The 18,498-nt window shown below is 73.2% G+C and carries 14 protein-coding genes and 1 tRNA gene; 9 read left to right on the forward strand and 6 right to left on the reverse strand.

Annotation, left to right across the window (positions count from 1 at the left end; genetic code table 11):
• Positions 1-41 precede the first annotated feature (41 nt).
• A complete protein-coding gene (locus QSK52_RS04580) occupies positions 42-1,163 on the reverse strand; it encodes a rhodanese-like domain-containing protein (RefSeq protein ID WP_285733832.1) in 1,122 nt (373 codons plus the stop codon).
• A gap of 214 nt (positions 1,164-1,377) precedes the next feature.
• Here QSK52_RS04580 and QSK52_RS04585 point away from each other — a divergent pair, with 214 nt between their 5' ends.
• The gene (locus QSK52_RS04585) at positions 1,378-4,038 is read left to right on the forward strand and encodes an ATP-binding SpoIIE family protein phosphatase (RefSeq protein WP_285733834.1); all 2,661 of its coding nucleotides are present in this window, start codon (positions 1,378-1,380) and stop codon (positions 4,036-4,038) included.
• Between the two features lie 25 nt (positions 4,039-4,063).
• Here the strand turns inward: QSK52_RS04585 and QSK52_RS04590 are convergent, their stop codons facing one another.
• On the reverse strand, positions 4,064-4,834 hold the full coding sequence (locus QSK52_RS04590; protein ID WP_285733836.1) for a hypothetical protein: 771 nt from the start codon (positions 4,832-4,834) through the stop codon (positions 4,064-4,066).
• A 206-nt stretch (positions 4,835-5,040) separates the two neighbouring features.
• Entirely contained in the window at positions 5,041-6,783 is a 1,743-nt protein-coding gene (locus QSK52_RS04595; RefSeq protein WP_285733838.1) for a phosphatidylglycerol lysyltransferase domain-containing protein, read from the reverse strand.
• A 217-nt stretch (positions 6,784-7,000) separates the two neighbouring features.
• Between QSK52_RS04595 and QSK52_RS04600 the strand changes: the two genes are divergently transcribed.
• Positions 7,001-7,669 (forward strand): response regulator, encoded by a 669-nt coding sequence (locus tag QSK52_RS04600; RefSeq protein ID WP_285733840.1) that lies wholly within the window; start codon positions 7,001-7,003, stop codon positions 7,667-7,669.
• Positions 7,666-8,823, forward strand: a complete 1,158-nt coding sequence (locus tag QSK52_RS04605) for a sensor histidine kinase (protein ID WP_285733841.1) — start codon at positions 7,666-7,668, stop codon at positions 8,821-8,823. The genes QSK52_RS04600 and QSK52_RS04605 overlap by 4 nt, the downstream gene beginning before the upstream one ends.
• A gap of 110 nt (positions 8,824-8,933) precedes the next feature.
• Here the strand turns inward: QSK52_RS04605 and QSK52_RS04610 are convergent.
• Positions 8,934-9,017: transfer RNA gene (locus QSK52_RS04610), tRNA-Leu, on the reverse strand.
• 353 nt (positions 9,018-9,370) lie between these two features.
• On the opposite strand from QSK52_RS04610, the gene QSK52_RS04615 reads away from it, so the two are divergent.
• From QSK52_RS04615 to QSK52_RS04635, 5 genes are read left to right on the forward strand one after another with little or no spacing between them, the layout of a single operon-like run.
• A complete protein-coding gene (locus tag QSK52_RS04615; protein WP_285733843.1) occupies positions 9,371-10,240 on the forward strand; it encodes an FhaA domain-containing protein in 870 nt (289 codons plus the stop codon).
• A gap of 12 nt (positions 10,241-10,252) precedes the next feature.
• Positions 10,253-10,777 carry an FHA domain-containing protein FhaB/FipA gene (locus QSK52_RS04620; RefSeq protein WP_285733844.1) on the forward strand — a complete coding sequence of 175 codons (525 nt, stop codon included), beginning with the start codon at positions 10,253-10,255 and terminating at the stop codon, positions 10,775-10,777.
• A gap of 45 nt (positions 10,778-10,822) precedes the next feature.
• Positions 10,823-12,346 (forward strand): PP2C family protein-serine/threonine phosphatase, encoded by a 1,524-nt coding sequence (locus tag QSK52_RS04625; protein WP_285733846.1) that lies wholly within the window; start codon positions 10,823-10,825, stop codon positions 12,344-12,346.
• 35 nt (positions 12,347-12,381) lie between these two features.
• Positions 12,382-13,890, forward strand: a complete 1,509-nt coding sequence (locus QSK52_RS04630) for an FtsW/RodA/SpoVE family cell cycle protein (RefSeq protein WP_285733848.1) — start codon at positions 12,382-12,384, stop codon at positions 13,888-13,890.
• The gene (locus QSK52_RS04635; protein ID WP_285733850.1) at positions 13,887-15,344 is read left to right on the forward strand and encodes a peptidoglycan D,D-transpeptidase FtsI family protein; all 1,458 of its coding nucleotides are present in this window, start codon (positions 13,887-13,889) and stop codon (positions 15,342-15,344) included. The genes QSK52_RS04630 and QSK52_RS04635 overlap by 4 nt, the downstream gene beginning before the upstream one ends.
• 92 nt (positions 15,345-15,436) lie before the next feature.
• Here the strand turns inward: QSK52_RS04635 and QSK52_RS04640 are convergent, their stop codons facing one another.
• Positions 15,437-15,580: a hypothetical protein gene (locus QSK52_RS04640; protein WP_285733852.1), complete on the reverse strand. Its 144-nt coding sequence runs from the start codon at positions 15,578-15,580 to the stop codon at positions 15,437-15,439.
• Between the two features lie 44 nt (positions 15,581-15,624).
• Here QSK52_RS04640 and pknB point away from each other — a divergent pair, with 44 nt between their 5' ends.
• Positions 15,625-17,673, forward strand: coding sequence for a Stk1 family PASTA domain-containing Ser/Thr kinase (gene pknB / locus QSK52_RS04645; protein ID WP_285733855.1), 2,049 nt, complete (start codon positions 15,625-15,627; stop codon positions 17,671-17,673).
• Positions 17,674-17,749: 76 nt separating this feature from the next.
• Here the strand turns inward: pknB and QSK52_RS04650 are convergent, their stop codons facing one another.
• Complete coding sequence (locus QSK52_RS04650; RefSeq protein WP_285733857.1) at positions 17,750-18,481, reverse strand: class E sortase; 732 nt, start codon at positions 18,479-18,481, stop codon at positions 17,750-17,752.
• Between the last annotated feature and the right edge of the window lie 17 nt (positions 18,482-18,498).

Genomic DNA, 18,498 nt, shown 5'->3' on the forward strand with positions numbered 1-18,498 from the left:
CCGCCCACGCGTTCGAACAGGGGCCGGAGCCCTTGCGGCCGCTACAGGACGAACGGCTCCTGCCCGGTGCCGCTCACCATCGGACGGCCCGCGGCCTCCCAGGCGAACATCCCGCCGTGCACGTTGACCGCGTCCCGGCCGCCCGCCACCAGGTACTGCACGACCTGCGCGGAGCGCCCGCCGACCCGGCACAGCACGTACAGCCGCCCCTCGGGCAGCTCGTCGAGCCGGGCCACCACCTCGCCCATCGGAATGTGCAGCGCGCCCTCCACGTGCCCGGCGTCCCACTCGTCCTGCTCGCGGACGTCGAGCAGGACGGCGTCGTCGGGCACCGAGGCGGCGTCGGCGGTGGGCAGCTGAGCGAACATCGGGGGGGTCTCCTGAGGGGTGTCGGACGGTGTGTTCCCGCCATTGTCGGGCAGCAGCGCGGCCAGCCTCGCCTGCCGGTCGGCGGCGGTGGCCAGCAGCTGCTCGGCGAGCTCCTCCAGCAGCCGCTCCGGCTCGTCGGGGCGCAGCAGCAGCAGCTCGCCCATCGGGGTGCGCTCCAGCCGGACGCGCTCCACCGCCAGCGCGGTGATCCGGCCGGTCAGCCACTCCAGGCGCTGGCGCAGCCAGGCCAGCCGGTCGGGGGAGTCGGCGGCGGGCGCCGAGTCCGGGGAGGTGGACCACTCATCGGCCAGTCGCTCCAGCCCGTCGGTGTCGGCCAGCGCGTACGCCTCGTTGACCCGGGCGATGAACGCCGAGCGGCGCTCCTGCTCGGCCGGGTCCGTGGTCAGGTCGGGGTGGGCGCGGCGGACCAGCTCGCGGTAGACCCGCTGGGCGTCCTTGTCGGGGCGCACCCGGCGGGCCTCCGGCTCGCCCTCGCGCGGGCCGCGCTCCTGCGGCGGCTCGACCCGCTCCCGGGCCTCCCGGGCCCGCCGCAGGTCCTCCGGGTCGCCGCTGAGCGCCGCCACCGACTCGGCGATCAGCGCGTCCAGCTCGTCCAGCTCGGCGTACAGCGGGCCCAGCAGCTGGTGGTGCGCCAGCGCGAAGTTGTCGATCTCCACCCGCAGGGTGGCCACGTCGACGTCCAGGGTCAGCCAGGCCAGCTCGGCCGCCGCGACCCGCTCCTCCAGCTCCTGCCGCTCCGGGTCCGCCCACACCTCGACGCTCGGTACGCTCACCCTGGCCACCCTACCGGGGTCCGCCGCGCACCCGATCGGGTGACGTAGCAGCAGTCCGGGGCGTACGCCGGACGACACGCAACTGATACTGACGAATCTGCCCGATTAACTACCTCCCCCCGGCATCTCCGTGCTTCATTGGAGGGCGCGTGCAAGGACGCGCGCACCGGCCAGGAGGAGCAGCAAGCACAACAAAAGGGGCAGACCGATACCCATGGTGGACCAGCCCGACTCCCCACCCCCCTCCGGAGTGGTCGCCCTGCTCCGGGTCGCCGCCGTGCTGGTCGACCCGGACGGCCGGATCGCCCTGTGGAACCGCACCGCGGAGGAGCTGTTCGGCCACCGGGCCGAGGTCGCCCTCGGCCGCACCGCGCACGGTCTGCTGCCCGCCGTCGAGCCCCGCCCGGACGGCGCCGTCCCCGCCCAGCGCCACGACGCCCTCGACACCCTCGACGACCTCGTGCTGGACGGCCCGTGGGCCGGTCCGATGGCCGTGCACGACCGCGAGGAGCGGCTGCGCGACGTCCTGTGGTGGGCCTACCCGCTGGTCGAACCGTCCGGCCGCTCGCTGCTCGCGCTGGCCGCCGACGCCCGCCCGCTGCGCACCGCCGGGCCGCGGATCGCCCTCGGCGAGCGCCTCGTCCCGTACGCCGCCGCGCCCGCCGCGGCCCGCCCGCAGCAGGTCGCCGCCGCGTTCGCCCCGCCCGGCCCGGCCGCCGCCGAGGCGCTCGCCGCGCTCCTCCCGACCACCTCCGAGGAGCGCCGCCGCCGCCTGCTGGACGCCCTCGCCCAGGCCGGCCCGCCCGCCCTGCAGGTGGACGCCGCGACCCGGCTGCCGGTGGTGCCCTACCAGTCCTCCCCGGAGGGCACCGGCACGGCCAGGGTCGCCGCCGGGATCGGCCGCCGCTACCCGACCCCGCAGCAGCGCGCCGCCCGCCGCGCGGACGCCGCCGCGCCGGGCACGGGTGCCCAGGGCGGCGCCGGGGTACGGATAGCGCCTGCCGGGTCCGCCGCCGCCCCGCAGGGCGCGCCGGGGACCGGCCGCACCGTCCCCGGACAGCGCGAAGCCGCCGCCCACCGCCCGAACCCGGGAGGCCCCGCCATCGACCCCGCAGCCGCCGCCCCCGAACCGACCGCCGCCCCCACCGCCGCCGTCCCGCCCAGCCGGACGGCCGACCCCGGCACCGGCGTGGAGGTGGTCCGCGGGCTGCCCGACGACGGCGACCTCGCGCTGCTGGCCTCGGTCGGCAGCCAGGTCGGCACCACCCTCGACCTGGACACCACCGCCCGCGAACTGTGCGAGGTGCTGGTCCCCCGGGTCGCCGACTTCGCCTGCGTCGACCTGCTCGACGGCCTGATCTCGGACGGCGAGCTGCCCGCCGCCTCCCCCGACGACACGGCCGTGCTGCGCCGGGTGGCCCGCACCTTCAACCCGTCCTCGCAGCGCTGGAACCACGTCCTGGACGAGGGCGCGCTGCTGACCATGCCGCGCTCCACCCCGCCCGGCCTGGCCCTGCAGGAGAACCAGCCGGTCCTGGTGCCGCTGATCTCGCCGGACGTCGCGGTCGACTACGCCGCCTCGCTCGGCGGCCCCGAGCTGGAGCCGACCGTGGTGGGCCGCTCGATGCTGGTGCTGCCGCTGTCCGCCCGCGGCGCCGTACTGGGCATCCTCAAGCTGCTGCGGCTCTCCGACCGGGCCCCGTTCGGCCGCTCGGACGCCGACACCCTCAAGGAGATCGCCGCCCGCGCCGCGCTCTCGCTGGACAACGCCCGGCTGCACCGGGCCGAGTCCAAGGTCGCCACCACCCTGCAGCGCTCGATGATCCCGACCCGCCCGCCGAAGATCCCCGGCGTGCAGGTCGCCCACCGCTACATGCCGGGCGACCGCAAGGCCGAGGTCGGCGGCGACTGGTTCGACGCCATCCAGCTGCCCGGCAGCCGAGTCGCCCTGGTGGTCGGCGACGTGATGGGACACGGCCTGCACTCGGCCGCCGCGATGGGCCGCTTCCGCACCGCCATGCAGACCCTGGCCGCCCTCGACCTGCCGCCCGGCCAGCTGCTTCGCCACCTCGACAACCTGGCCCACAAGCTCGGCGACGACCACCTGGCGACCTGCCTGTACGCCGTCTACGACCCGATCAACCGCACCTGCGAGCTCGCCTCCGCGGGCCACGTCCCGCCGGTCCTGGTGCACCCCGACGGCCGCGGCGAGCTGCTGGAGCTGCCCTCCGGCGCACCGATCGGCGTCGGCGGCGTCCCGTTCCAGACCAAGAAGATCGACGTCTCGGACGGCTCGATGCTGGTGCTGTGCACCGACGGCCTGGTCGAGGTCCGGGGCGGCGACATAGGGGAGGGCCTGGCGGCGCTCTGCGGCAACCTGATCGACCCCAAGCAGACCCCCGACGAGGCCTGCGACACCGTCCTGAACACCCTGCACTCCGACGACCGACAGGACGACATCGCCCTGCTGGTGGCCCGCTTCGACGGCGTCCCGCCGACCGAGGTCGCCACCTGGCAGCTCGGCGTCACCGAGCTGGAGGTCGGCCGGGCCCGCCGCCTGGTGCGCGACCAGCTCACCGCCTGGCAGCTGGACCCGCTCGCCGAGACCGTCGAACTCCTGGTCTCCGAACTGGTCACCAACGCGGTGCGGGTGGCCCGGGCCGAGGTGCAGCTGCAGCTGATCCGGGTCGACAAGCTGCTGGTCGAGGTCAGCGACGACAACCACAACCTGCCCTCGCTGGAGCCCGCCGAGTCGATGTCCGAGCACGGTCGCGGACTCAACCTGGTCAGCAAGCTGGCCGAGAAGTGGGGCACCTCCCGCAAGGCCGTCGGCAAGGTCGTCTACTTCGAGATGCCGCTGCCGCGCAGCACCTGACCGCCCGACCCCGCCGACCGCCGGATCAGGGGGTGATGACCGCCCTGGTCCGGCGCTGCGCGGCCACCGCCGCGGCCGCCCCGACCCCGGTCAGCACCCGCGGCCAGTAGTCGCCGAACACCTCGACCCACACCGCGATCAGCACCGCCGCGCTGATCGCCACCAGGTGCTCCAGGCCCGCCAGGTTCGGCAGCACCAGCGCCTCCAGCGCCATCGCCAGCACCACCGCCCCGCCCGTCCACCACGCCCGGCAGCGGAACGCCACCACCACGGCCAGCGCCACCACCGCCGCCGAGGGGCCGGTGTCCCGCACGTGCGCCACCCAGCGCGGGAAGCCCAGCGCGTGCTGCGGGCCCAGCGCCACCCCGACCCGGGCGAACAGCGTGCCCGCCACGGTGCAGACGTACGCCACCACCAGGGTCAGCCGGCGGCCCAGCACGATCTCCGCCACGCCGAACACCAGGAACACCTGCGCCAGCGCCCCCCACACCGGCAGGTCCAGCGCCGGGACGTACAGCGACAGCGGCGTCCGCAGCAGCGACACGTCCAGCGGCAGGGCCGCCTTCACCACGCCGATGTCGGACACGAACCTGTCCCCGCCCGGCAGGTGCTGCACCACCGAGAACAGCAGCACCAGCGCGGTCGCCGCGGTCGCCAGCGGCACCGCGGCGAATTTCCGCCGCACCACCCTTTCCTTCACGGAGGCGAAGAGCTCCCCCCACTCGGCGACCGCGGCCCGGCGGAATACCGCCCACCGCTCCGGCCGCGCGCCCCCCGCGCGGGTGATCAGCTTCACGAGCCCGTTTCTCCCGTCCGATCCGGTACCTCTCCGAACCACCGCTTCTTCTACGCCTCGTACCCGAGGCTACGCACCGGATTAACCGGCGGCATCAGCTTCGATGACCATTCGCCTCATCCTTTCGGAGGGGGTGCGGGGCCCGCTCCGCCCCCCGGCGGAGGGACCACCCCCGTCCCGTGCCGTGTCCGGCCGGGAAGCGCTCCTCACCCGTGGCGGCGGCGGAACAGCACCGGCATGCTCGGCGCCGTGATGAACCCCTCGGCGCGGGCGCTGGCGATGCCGATCCGGGGAATCTCGCTGCTCTTCTCGAAGAGCAGGTAACGCGGTTCCCAGATCGGCCGGTATTTCGCGTTCGCCCGGTAGAGCGACTCGATCTGCCACCAGCGGGAGAAGAAACCCAGCACCGAACGCCACAACCGCAGCACCGGCCCGGCGCCCAGCTTCGACCCGCGCTCGAAAACCGACCGGAACATCGCGAAATTCAACGAGACCCGTTCCAGCTCGACCTCCTTCGCGCGCTGCAGGAGCTCGATCACCATGAACTCCATCAGCCCGTTCTCGCTGTCCCGGTCGCGCCGCATCAGATCCAGCGACAGCCCGTGCTCCCCCCACGGGACGAAGCTCAGCAGCGCCCGCAGCTCGCCCTCCCCGTCGAAGCACTCCAGCATCACGCAGCGCCCGTCGCCCGCGTCCCCGAGCCGGCCCAGCGCCATCGAGAACCCGCGCTCGGTCGCCCCGTCCCGCCAGTGGTCGGCCTTGGCCACCAGCTCGGCCATCTCGCACTCGGGGATGTCGCCGTGCCGGCGGATCCGCACCGTGTACCCGGCCCGCTTGACCCGGTTGTACGCCTGCCGCACCACCCGCATCGCCCGGCCGTCCAGCGAGAACTCGTCCAGCTCGACGATCGCCTCGTCACCCAGCTCCAGCGCGTCCAGCCCGTGCCGGGCGTAGATCACCCCCGCCTCCTCCGAGGCGCCCATCACCGCCGGCACCCAGGCGTGCTCGCGGGCCTCCGCCAGCCACGCCTCGATCGCCCCCGGCCAGGCCTCCGGGTCGCCGATCGGGTCGCCCGAGGCCAGCGTCACCCCGCCCACCACCCGGTAGGCCACCGCCGCCTTCCCGGAGGGGGAGAACACCACCGCCTTGTCCCGGCGCAGCGCGAAGTAGCCCAGCGAGTCCCGCTCGCCCTGCTTCTCCAGCAGCCCGCGCAGCCGCTCCTGGTCCTCGTCGCTCTGCAGCTCCTCGCCGCGCGGCGAACGGAACGCCACCCACAGCACGAACAGGAACAGCACCGCGCTCATCGCGTTGATCGCCGCGTTCACCCAGGTCGGCACCGAGACCACGTCCTGGACCCGCTCGGACGGGTTCAGCGTGATCATCCGGTGCACCGCGTAGCTGAAGCGCATGCCGAAGCCCGCGCCGGAGACCTCGTTGGTCGCCTGCACCAGCACCGAGCCGACCAGGCCGCCCAGCAGCAGCCCGCCCACCGCGGCGGCCGCGGCGGTCTTCGGGTTGGAGCGGTCGCCCTTGGAGGTGAACTCCCGGCGGGAGACCAGCAGCGCCACCAGGAACAGGCCGGTCAGCGCCACCGAGAAGTAGTTCCAGGGATGGTCCTTGTAGCGGTCGCCCCAGGCCAGGAAGGCCAGGTACCCGAGGAACGTCACCCCGGCCAGACCGGTGTTGAAGATCCACGCCGCCCGCTTGCGGCGGCGCATCGCCACCGCCAGGAACAGCGACGCCAGCACGAAGGTCAGGCCGCCGGTCATCAGGTAGGGGGTGAAGTACTCCCCCTCGCGGTGGCGCTCCACCTGGTCCCGGAACGGCACCGAGAGCACCGCCACCAGGTTCAGCAGGGCCATCAACCGCAGGTACCAGACGGTCGACGCGGCGGCCCGCGGCCGCCACCGTGCCAGCGGCCCGGGGTCCTCGCCGTTGGTGGGGGACACGGCAGAGGAAGCCGTCTTCACAGTGGACACAGCAACCATTCCAGACGATCGATCAGCGGGGCGCATCCGCTCGCGGTCGCGCGCACTCCACCCCGATTTCCATGGTTGCCCAGCGGAGATGAGAATTGCGTGAATCCGGTAGCGGATTCCCACCCCCGCCGATCGGCGGGGGTGCCGGAGCGCCACCGGGACCGAACCCGCCCCACCAGGGAGAGACATGCCGCCCACCCGGGTCCTGATCGTGGACGACGAGGTGCTGGTCCGCTCCGGACTCGGCCTGATCGTCGGCAGCGCACCCGACCTGGAGGTGGTCGGCGACTGCTCCGGCGGGCAGGCCGAGCAGCTCACCCGCGAGCTGGCCCCGCAGGTCGTCCTGCTCGACGTCCGGATGCCCGACCTGGACGGGATCAGCGTGCTGCGCCGCCTGCGCACGCTGCCCGAGCCGCCAGCCGTCGCGATGCTCACCACCTTCGACACCGACGAGCACATCGGCACCGCGCTGCGGGCCGGGGCCGCCGGGTTCCTGCTCAAGGACACCGCCCCCGACCAGCTGGTGCACGCCGTCCGGGTGCTCGCGGCCGGCGGCAGCGTGCTCTCCCCGTCCGTGGCCCGCACCGTGATCAGCGGCTACGTCGAGGGGGGCGCCCCCGACACCGCCGCCGCCTCCCTCGCCGGACGGCTCACCGGCCGCGAGCTGGACGTCCTGGCGCTGCTCGGCGAGGGCCTGTCCAACGCCGAGATAGCCGACCGGCTGTTCCTCGGCACCGGCACCGTCAAGGACCACATCAGCGCCATCCTCGCCAAGCTCGGCGCCGCCAACCGCGTCCAGGCCGCCGTCCTCGCCCACCGCGCCGGACTGGTCCGCGACCGGCGGGACGGCGCGTGACCCCCGAGGAGCCCGCCGCCCCGCGCCGCCGGACCCCGGCCTGGCTGCGCTCCCCGCGCACCGCGCTGCTGGCCCCGGTGCTGCTCGCCGCGATGGACTCCGCCCTGGTCGCCAAGGACTCCGCGCCCTGGCAGCTGGCGCTGTCCGCGCTCTCCGTCCTGGTCCTGCTGTGGCGCCGCCGCCACCCGCTGCCGGTGGCCCTGCTCACCCTGCCCGGCGCCTTTTTCAACGAGATCTGGCTGGCCCCGATCACCGGCGTCTACTCGGTCGCCGCCGCCTGGCCCCGCCCCCGCGTCCCGGTCGCCTGCGCCACCGCCTTCGCCCTGGTCGAGTTCTTCCACTGGCCCTTCGACCCCGGCCTGTTCGAACTCAGCCGGGACAACGCGCTGTACGCCATCCAGTCGGTGATGCTCGGCGCCGGACCGGCCGCCCTGGGCGTGCTCGCCCGCACCCGCGGCGAACTCGCCGACCGGGTCACCGAGCTCACCGCCGGGCGCCAGCGCGAGAGCCGGCTGCTCGCCGAGAAGGTGCTGTCCGCCGAACGGGCCCGGCTCGCCCGCGAGATGCACGACGTGGTCTCGCACCAGGTCAGCCTGATCTCGATCCAGGCCGGGGCGGTGCAGGTCTCCAGCACCGACCCCGCCGCCCGCGAGGGCGCCCGCACCATCCGCGAGCTGTCCGTCCGCACCCTCGAGGAGCTCCGGCAGATGGTCGGCGTGCTGCGCGCCGCGGGCGTCCCCGGCACCCCGCTCGCCCCGCAGCCCACCCTCGCCGACCTGCCCCGGCTGATCGACGGCAGCGGCCTGGCCGTCACCAGCCGCCTCGACCCCGGCCGCCGGCCCTGGCCCGAGGCGGTCGAGCGGGCCGCGTACCGCACCGTCCAGGAGGGACTGACCAACATCAGCAAGCACGCCCCCGGCGCCCCCGTCACCGTCCGGGTCACCGCCCGCGGCGGCAAGCTGCACGTCGAGGTCCGCAACGGCCCCCCGCCGGCCCGCACCCCGCACCCCGACCCGGACGACGCCCCCCTCCCCGGCGGCGGCCACGGCCTGATCGGCCTGCGCGAACGCGCCGCCCTGCTCGGCGGCACCTTCAGCGCCCGCCCCGCCCCCGACGGCGGTTTCGTCGTGCACGCGGTGCTGCCCGCCCACTGAACCCGGACGGTCCAACCCGGACGGTCCGCCCCGCCGCCCGCCCGGTCGGCCCGTTCCGTCCCGGAGAACGAGAAAGCCCCCCAGATCCGGAGATCTGGGGGGCTTCGCTGTGCGCGAGGGGGGAGTTGAACCCCCACGCCCTTTCGGGCACTGGAACCTGAATCCAGCGCGTCTGCCTATTCCGCCACCCGCGCATGGGTGTTGTCTTCAGTTGCTTACCGCTTCTTCCGACCTGTCGAGAAGCTTACCGCATCTCTCGGGGTCTTCCGTTCGGCTCCCTCTCGGGCGCCCCTTCCGACATGGAAAACATTAGCACGCCCCGAGCCGTACCTGCGAATCCATTCCCCGCGGCCCCCCTGCACGGCCCCCGACGGCCCGCAACCGGAGGCGGGGCGAACGAGTGAGCGGGCCGCCCGGCGGGTACCCCTCCGGGCGCGACCTAGGCGGGGAACCGTACGGAAGGGCCGGGCGTGGATACGATCAGTACGGAAGTACCGCTTTCCAGCCGACGAGCCGGCCCGTCCGACGCCCTGAGAGGGGGTGCCCCGTGGGAGTCCTGAAGAAGTTCGAGCAGCGACTCGAAGGTCTCGTGAACGGCACCTTCGCGAAGGTGTTCAAGTCCGAGGTCCAACCGGTGGAGATCGCCGGCGCCCTGCAGCGCGAGTGCGACAACAACGCCACCATCTGGAACCGGGACCGCACGGTCGTCCCGAACGACTTCATCGTCGAGCTCAGCCCGCACGACCACGAGCGGCTCAGCCCCTACGCCACCCAGCTCGGCAACGAGCTCGCCGGGATGGTCCGCGAGTACGCGGAGGCGCAGCGCTACAGCTTCATGGGCCCGCTGCAGGTCGCCCTGGAGAAGGCCGACGACCTGGACACCGGCCTGTACCGGGTGCGCAGCCGCACGCTGGCCGCCGAGGACCCCCAGCGGGCCCAGGCCGCCCAGCCGCCCGCCGCCCAGCCCGGGTACGGGCGCCCGCCGACGCCGCCCGCGCCGGGCGCGCCCTGGCAGCAGGGGGCGGCCGCCGCCCCGTACGGCGCCCCGCCGCCGCCCGCCGCCCCGCCCGCGATGCCGTCCGCCCCGCCGGCGGGCAACGTCCGGCCCTTCCCCGGCGCGGGCCACGGCGGCGCCGGCACCCGGCGCTGGGTCGAGGTGAACGGCGCCCGGCACCAGATCAGCCAGAACGCGGTGGTGCTGGGCCGCTCCACCGAGGCGGACATCCGGATCGACGACCCCGGGGTGTCCCGCAAGCACGCGGAGATCCGTCCCGGTACGCCCGCGATGGTCCTGGACCTCGGCTCCACCAACGGCATCGTGGTGGACGGGCAGCACACCCAGCGCGCTACGCTCCGCGACGGCTCCCGGATCGTCCTGGGGTCGACCACCATCGTCTACCGACAGGTCGAAGGGTAGAAGCGGGCCGGTATGTCTGATCTGACCCTGACGGTCATGCGGCTGGGCTTCCTCGCCGTCCTCTGGCTGTTCGTCATCGTCGCGGTGCAGGTGATCCGCAGCGACCTGTTCACCACCAAGGGCACGGCGCGGACCGCCCAGCGGGCCGCCGCCCCCGCCCCGGCCGGGGCGGGCCGTCCGCCGCAGGGCCAGGGCGCCCCCGCGGCCGCCGCCCAGCAGGCGCAGGCCCGGCAGCGCCGCGGCCAGCCCACCCACCTGGTGGTGGTCCAGGGCTCGCTGGCCGGGACGACCGTCGCGCTGCAGGGCCAGACCATCACGCTGGGCCGGGCGCACGACTCCACGATCGTGCTCGACGACGACTACGCGTCCTCGCGTCATGCCAGGATCTACCCCGATCAGGCTGGGCAGTGGACGGTGGAGGATCTAGGCTCCACCAACGGCACCTATCTCGACCGGCAGCGGCTCACCACGCCGATGCCGCTCCAGATCGGCGTGCCGATCCGAATCGGCAGGACCGTCATCGAGCTGCGGAAGTAGTCAGCGCATGAGGACCAGCTCCACCCGAAGGAGGGCCCGGACAGCATGAGTCTCGTGCTGCGCTTCGCCGCCGGCTCGCACAAGGGCCTGATCCGCGAGGGGAACGAGGACTCCGGCTACGCCGGGCCCCGGCTGCTCGCGGTGGCCGACGGCATGGGCGGGGCGGCGGCCGGTGAGGTCGCCTCCTCCGAGGTCCTCGGCTCGATCGTCCGGCTCGACGAGCCGCACCCCGGCGCCGACCTGCTGAGCCTGCTCAACGAGGCGGTGCAGACCGCCAACGAGCGGCTGCGGCAGATGGTCGAGCAGGACCCGCAGCTGGAGGGCATGGGCTGCACCCTGACCGCGCTGCTCTGGGACGGCCAGCGGATGGGCCAGGTGCACATCGGCGACTCCCGGGCGTACCTGCTGCGCGACGGGCGGCTCGACCAGATCACCCAGGACCACACCTGGGTGCAGCGGCTGGTCGACGAGGGCCGGATCACCGCCGAGGAGGCCGAGACCCACCCGCAGCGCTCGCTGCTGATGCGCGCCCTGGACGGCCGCGGCCAGGTCGAGCCCGACCTGTCGATCCGCGAGGTCCGGGCCGGCGACCGCTACCTGATCTGCTCCGACGGCCTGTCCGGCCCGGTCAGCCACCAGACCCTGGAGGAGACGCTCGGCAGCTACTACGCGCCCGAGCAGACCGTCCAGGAGCTGATCCAGCTGGCGCTGCGCGGCGGCGGCCCGGACAACATCACCTGCATCGTCGCCGACGTGATCGACGTCGGCGCCACCGACCCGCTCAGCGGCCAGGCCGCCGAGGCGCCGGTCGTGGTCGGCGCGGTCGCCGACAGCCAGCCGCACCACTTCCACGACCCGCAGCTGCTGGACACCCCGGCCGGCCGCGCCGCCGGTCTCGGCCGCGGCCCGGCCCCGCAGGCCCCGCAGGGCGCCTTCGGGCCCGCCCAGGGCTACGAGGGCGGCTACGAGCAGCAGCAGCCCGGCTACGGCGCCCCCGCGGGCGACTTCGGCCCGGCCGAGGGCTACGGCGCCCCCGCGGGCGACTTCGGCCCCGCCGAGGGCGGCTACGGCGGCGAGGCGGGCTACGGCGCGCCCGGCGAGGAGTTCGACCCGGACGCCCCGGTGGACCGCCGGAAGAAGAAGCGCGGGCTGAAGCTGACCCTGATCGGGGTGCTGGTGCTCGCGGTGCTCGGCGGCGCCGGCTTCTTCGCCTGGCAGTGGAACCAGGACCAGTACTACGTCGGCGCCCAGGACGGCCACGTCGTGGTCTACCGCGGCCTGGACCAGAACCTGGTCGGCATCGAGCTGAGCTCGGTCTACCAGCAGTTCTCCGACGTCCAGCTCAAGTACCTGCCCGCCTACCAGCAGGACCAGATCGCCAAGAAGATCCAGGCCGAGGGCCTGGCCGACGCCCGCAAGCAGGTCGACGTCCTGCGTGCGCAGGCCGCGGTCTGCAAGAAGGTCGAGGATTCCAGGAACGCCCCGGCCACCGGCGAGGGCACCCAGCCGTCGGCACCGCCGCTGACCGAGCAGGAGCAGCAGCTCGCCGCCGCCTGCCCGGCCCAGTAGGACCGCGGTCCAAACCCGGGGGGTTTCACACAGGCATGAGCACCTTCGACGTGAGCGGCGGCCGCACGCCCGCCGCCGGACGCCGCCGCGCGACCGGACGCGGCAGCACCGCGGAGACCGTCCCGAACCGGCGCAACACCGAGCTGCTGATGCTGCTCTTCGCGGTGGCCGTCCCGGTCTTCGGGTACGCCAACGTGGGCCTGGCGATGGACGGCACGCTGCCCGCCAACATCCTCGCGTACGGCCTGGGCCTGGGCGTGCTGGCGGGCGTCGCGCACCTGGCGGTGCGCCGCTTCGCCCCGTACGCCGACCCGCTGCTGCTGCCGCTGGCGACGCTGCTGAACGGGCTCGGCCTGGTGATGATCTGGCGGCTCGACAAGGCCGGCAAGCTGCTGAGCAACAACTTCCCGGCGACCACCAACCAGCTGATGTGGTCGGGCCTGGGCATCGCGCTGTTCATCGGCGTGATGTGGCTGCTCAAGGACCACCGGATCCTGCAGCGCTACACCTACATCTCGATGGTGGTGGCGCTGGTGCTGCTGGCCGCACCGGCCTTCTTCCCGTCCCGGAAGGAGGACTTCGGCGCGAAGATCTGGATCCGCTTCGGGTCCTTCTCGATCCAGCCCGGCGAGTTCGCCAAGATCATCCTGACCATCTTCTTCGCCGGCTTCCTGATGGTGAAGAAGGACGCCCTGGCGCTGGCCAGCCGCAAGTTCATGGGCCTGTACCTGCCGCGCGGGCGCGACCTCGGGCCGATCGTGGTGGTCTGGCTGCTGTCGATCATGATCCTGGTGTTCGAGACCGACCTCGGCACGTCCTTCCTGTTCTTCGGCCTGTTCGTGGTGATGCTGTACGTCGCCACCGAGCGGACCAGCTGGATCGTCTTCGGTCTGCTGATGTCCTTCGGCGGCGCCGCGCTGGTGGCCACCAGCGAGCCGCACGTGAAGACCCGGATCAACGCCTGGCTGGACCCGATGGCAGCGTTCGCGCCGAACCACCCCAAGGACTCCTCGGAGCAGATCGGCCAGACCCTGATGTCGCTGGGCTCCGGCGGCACCGTCGGCACCGGGCTGGGACAGGGCCGCAGCTGGCTGATCCAGTTCGCGGCGAAGAGCGACTTCATCCTCGGTTCGTTCGGCGAGGAGCTGGGCCTGACCGGCCTGATGGCGATCTTCCTGGTCTACGGCCTGGTGGTGCAGCGCGGCCTGCGCACCGCGCTGGCGGCCCGCGACCCGTTCGGCAAGCTGCTGGCGGTCGGCCTGAGCTCGGCGTTCGCGCTGCAGGTCTTCGTGGTCGCGGGCGGCGTCACCGGCCTGATCCCGCTGACCGGCATGACGATGCCGTTCCTGGCCCAGGGCGGTTCCTCGGTGGTCGCCAACTGGGCGCTGATCGCCGTCCTGATGAAGATCAGCGACACCGCCCGCCGCCCGGCCGCCGAACCGACCGCCGAACCCGCCCCGGCCATCCCGGAGCCCGCCGGTCCCGACCGGTTCGGGCCGCCCGGGTACGGCGCGCCGGGCCAGAGCAGGGGAGCGTCCTCGTGAACAAGCCGATCCGCCGGGTGTCGATCTTCTGCCTGGTGCTGATCCTGGCGCTGATGGTCCGGGTGAACTGGGTGCAGGGCGTGCAGGCCTCGGCCTGGGCGAACAACAAGCACAACGAGCGGACGAAGTACGACCGGTACGCCACCCCGCGCGGCAACATCATCGTCGGCGGCCAGCCGGTCACCAAGTCCGACTTCGTCAACGGCCTGCGCTACAAGTACAAGCGCGCCTGGATCGACGGGCCGGTGTACGCCCCGGTCACCGGCTACTCCTCGCAGATCTTCGACGCCACCCAGCTGGAGAAGCTGGAGGACCCGGTGCTCTCCGGCACCGACTCCCGGCTGTTCTTCCGCAACACCCTGGACATGCTGACCGGCAAGCCCAAGCAGGGCGGCGACGTGGTCACCACCATCGACCCGAAGGTGCAGAAGGCCGGCTTCGAGGGCCTCGGCAACCGGAAGGGCGCCGCGGTGGCGATCGACCCGAACACCGGGGCGATCCTGGCGCTGGTCTCCACCCCGTCCTACGACCCGGGCACCTTCGCCGGCGGCACCGACGCCGACTCGGCCGCCTACAACGCGCTGAAGGACGACCCGAACCAGCCGCTGCTGAACCGGGCGCTGCGCCAGACCTACCCGCCCGGCTCGACCTTCAAGCTGGTCACCGCGGCCACCGCGTTCGAGACCGGCAAGTACAAGAACCCGGGCGACGCCACCGAGACCCCGGAGACGTACATCCTGCCCGGCACCAGCACCCCGCTGGTCAACGACAGCCCGGACGAGGACTGCGAGAACGCCACCCTGACCTCGGCGCTGGCCATCTCGTGCAACACGGTGTTCGGCAAGCTCGGCGCCGAGCTCGGCCGGGACGCGCTGCGTGCGCAGGCCGAGAAGTTCGGCTTCAACAACGACAAGGTGGACGTCCCGATCCGGGCCGCCGCCAGCTACTACCCCAGCGGCTCCTCCCCCGACGGCACCGCGATGGACGCCATCGGCCAGCACGACACCCGGGCCACCCCGCTGCAGATGGCCATGGTGGCCGCGGCCATCGCCAACAACGGCTCGCTGATGCAGCCGTACCTGGTCGCCCAGGAGGGCGCGCCCGGCCACGCCATCTCGACCCACTCCGAGCACCAGATGAGCCAGGCCGTCTCGCCCGCCACCGCCCAGAAGCTGCAGCAGATGATGGAAGCGGTGGTGAAGGACGGCACCGGCAGGCGGGCGAACATCCCGGGCGTGACGGTCGGCGGCAAGACCGGCACCGCGCAGCACGGCCAGGACAACGCGGGCAAGCCGTTCGCCTGGTTCGTGTCCTACGCCAAGGACTCCTCCGGCAAGCAGGTCGCGGTCGCGGTGGTGGTCGAGGACGGCGCCGCGCAGAGCTCCGAGATCTCCGGCGGCTCGCTGGCCGCGCCGATCGCCAAGTCGATGATGCAGGCGGCGCTCGGCAAGTAGGCCGGTCGCATGCGTCACATTCCGGCCGCCGGGGCTCGCTCGGCGGCCGGAATTGTCACAATGGGACGGTCCCGGTCGGTACCGGTCTGGTCTCAGCTGACGGCCTGCTCGGGTCCGCTCAGGTTCGCCCGGTAGCGTATCCGCCAGCAGCGGGTGTACCCGCGGCCGGAGATCGTGGCCTCGACCGTGAAACCGCGGCCGCGGCCGACGCGTCCGAAGAGAGCGTGCGGGGACACCTACGTCACATCCTCACCGACCGGTGGGGGAGAGGGTCGGAGATATGGAAGAGCCTCGTCGCCTAGGCGGCAGGTACGAGCTCGGCGGCGTCCTCGGGCGCGGTGGCATGGCCGAGGTGTACCTCGGCCACGACACCCGGCTCGGCCGCACCGTCGCCGTGAAGACCCTCCGCACCGACATGGCCCGCGACCCGTCCTTCCAGGCCCGGTTCCGCCGCGAGGCGCAGTCCGCGGCCTCGCTGAACCACCCGGCCATCGTCGCGGTCTACGACACCGGCGAGGACTACATCGACGGGATCTCCATCCCGTACATCGTGATGGAGTACGTCGAGGGCTCCACCCTGCGCGAGCTGCTGCACACCGGGCGGCGGCTGCTGCCCGAGCGGGCGCTGGAGATGACCATCGGCATCCTGCAGGCGCTGGAGTACTCGCACCGGGCCGGCATCGTGCACCGCGACATCAAGCCCGCCAACGTGATGCTGACCCGGCAGGGCAACGTCAAGGTGATGGACTTCGGCATCGCCCGCGCCATGGGCGACGCCGGCATGACGATGACCCAGACCTCCGCGGTCATCGGCACCGCCCAGTACCTCTCCCCCGAGCAGGCCAAGGGCGAGACCGTCGACGCCCGCTCCGACCTGTACTCCACCGGCTGCCTGCTGTACGAACTGCTCACCGTGCGGCCGCCGTTCGTCGGCGACTCGCCGGTCGCGGTGGCCTACCAGCACGTCCGCGAGGAGCCCGCGCCGCCGTCCTCGTACGACCCCGAGGTGCGCCCCGAGATCGACGCGATCGTGCTCAAGGCGCTCGCCAAGGAGCGGGACTACCGCTACCAGTCCGCCGACGAGATGCGCGAGGACATCGAGCGCTTCCTCGACGGCCTGCCGGTCAACGCCGCCCAGCAGGCGGCCTACGGCATGGGCGCCGCCGGGTACGGCTACGACCAGGGCGGCAACCAGTACGACCCGTACGGCCGGACCAACGTGCTGCCCCAGCAGGGCGGCGGCCCGACCACCGTGCTGCCGCCGGTCGGCAACCAGCAGCCCGCCCCGTACGGCGGCTACCAGGACAACGGCTACGGCGGCAACGGCGGGGACGGCTACGACAACGGCTACGAGGGCCGCGGCAGCCGTCGGCGCGAGGAGCAGCCGAAGAAGAGCAACACCTCCTGGATCGTGCTCGCCGTCGCGGCGGTGCTGGTCCTGGTCGGCGCGTTCTTCGTGGTGCAGTCGATGCTGAAGAGCGGCAGCGCCACCGCCGGGAAGACCGGCGTCCCGAACCTGTCCGCGCTCTCGCTGGCCGACGCCGAGAACGCGGCGAAGGCGCAGAGCCCCACCCTCAAGGTGGTCGCCGGGGCCCCGGCCGCCACCTGCCCCGACACCAAGGTCCAGAAGGACCAGGTCTGCACCCAGGAGCCGGCCGCCGGCGGCACGATGGCCGCGGACGGCACGATCACCGTGCACCTGGCCGCCGCCGCGGCCCAGGTCGACGTCCCGGACGTCTCCGGCCAGTCCAAGGACGCCGCGACCAAGGCGCTCAAGGACCAGGGATTCGACGTCAAGGTCACCTACGCGAACGACGACAAGGTCGACCAGGACAAGGTCGTCTCGCAGGACGTCAAGGGCAAGGCCGCCCCGGGCACCACGATCACCCTGACGGTCTCCTCCGGCCAGCAGAAGGTCCCCGTGCCGAACGTGATCGGCAAGGCCCAGGACGAGGCCACCCAGATCCTCACCACCGCGGGCTTCACCGTCACGCCGACCAACCGGACCGTCACCGACCCCACCCAGGCCGGCCAGGTCCTCGACCAGAGCCTGAAGAACACCCAGGCCAAGCAGGGCACCGCGATCACCCTCACGATCGGCCAGCTGGCCGAGAAGGTGAGCATGCCGCCGCTGCAGAACGTCAAGCTCGGCCAGGCCACCAAGCAGCTCGACGGCATGAAGATCGGCTACCAGATCTCCGGCCCGCAGGACCCGAACGCCACCGTGGTGGCCACCAGCGTCCCGGCGGGCACCCCGCTCACCCCGGGCGTCGACCGGGTCACCCTGGTCACGCAGTCCACGCCCAAGACCGAGGACCCGAAGCCGTAACCGCGGCAGCAGCGACGCCGAGGGGCCGCACCGTCCACTGCGAACGGTGCGGCCCCTCGGCCGTCCTGACGCCCGGTCAGCGCAGTTCGGGCGGCGGGGTGCGCTTCGCGTCCACCGGGTCGACCCGGACGAGCTGCGCCCAGACCGCCATCCGGTAGCGGGAGGTGTACACCGGCGTGCAGGTGGTCAGCGTCAGGTAGCGGCCCGGGCCGGTGAACGGCGAGCCCTCGGGGACGGGCGCCACCACGCCCACGTCGTACTTGGAGGTCTGCGGCAGCGTCCCGGCGACCCTGTAGACGTACCAGGCGTCCTTGGTCTCCACCACCACCGGGTCGCCCACCGCCAGCTTGTCCAGGTCGTGGAACTTCGCGCCGTGCCCGTCCCGGTGCGCCGCCAGCGCGAAGTTGCCCTCCGCGTCCCAGGGCATCGCCGAGCGGTAGGGCTCCTCGTACACGCCCGCCACGCCCTCGTCGAGCACCTCCGCGGTGGTGCCCATCCGGATCAGCGTCTGGTCGTCCCGGCCGAAGGCGGGGACGTGCAGGAAGCCCACCCCGTCGCCCGCCGCGTACTGCGGCGCCGGGGCGGCGCCGGTGGTGCCCCCCGGGGGCGCCGCCGGGGCGGACCAGGTCTGCCGCAGCCGGTCCCCCGCCCGCCCGGCGGCCCGGTCGGCCACCACGTCCGTCCACCACAGCGAGTACCCGACGAACAGGGCCAGCACCAGCCCCAGGGTGATCAGCAACTCCCCCAGCAGCCCCAGGGCCGTCCCCAGCCGTCCGCGCCGCCGCCCGCCCCGAATGGCTGTGCCCATGGTGCCGTGCCTCGCTG

The organism is Kitasatospora phosalacinea (assembly GCF_030268885.1).
Classification (GTDB): Bacteria; Actinomycetota; Actinomycetes; order Streptomycetales; family Streptomycetaceae; genus Kitasatospora; species Kitasatospora phosalacinea_C.

What these genes read in the sequence shown, in the direction of transcription:
- QSK52_RS04625 (WP_285733846.1), top strand. Translation starts at nt 10,823, where the DNA reads ATGAGTCTCGTGCTGCGCTTCGCCGCCGGCTCGCACAAGGGCCTGATC.
- QSK52_RS04600 (WP_285733840.1), top strand. Translation starts at nt 7,001, where the DNA reads ATGCCGCCCACCCGGGTCCTGATCGTGGACGACGAGGTGCTGGTCCGC.
- pknB (WP_285733855.1), top strand. Translation starts at nt 15,625, where the DNA reads ATGGAAGAGCCTCGTCGCCTAGGCGGCAGGTACGAGCTCGGCGGCGTC.
- QSK52_RS04650 (WP_285733857.1), bottom strand. Translation starts at nt 18,481, where the DNA reads ATGGGCACAGCCATTCGGGGCGGGCGGCGGCGCGGACGGCTGGGGACG.
- QSK52_RS04585 (WP_285733834.1), top strand. Translation starts at nt 1,378, where the DNA reads ATGGTGGACCAGCCCGACTCCCCACCCCCCTCCGGAGTGGTCGCCCTG.
- QSK52_RS04620 (WP_285733844.1), top strand. Translation starts at nt 10,253, where the DNA reads ATGTCTGATCTGACCCTGACGGTCATGCGGCTGGGCTTCCTCGCCGTC.
- QSK52_RS04630 (WP_285733848.1), top strand. Translation starts at nt 12,382, where the DNA reads ATGAGCACCTTCGACGTGAGCGGCGGCCGCACGCCCGCCGCCGGACGC.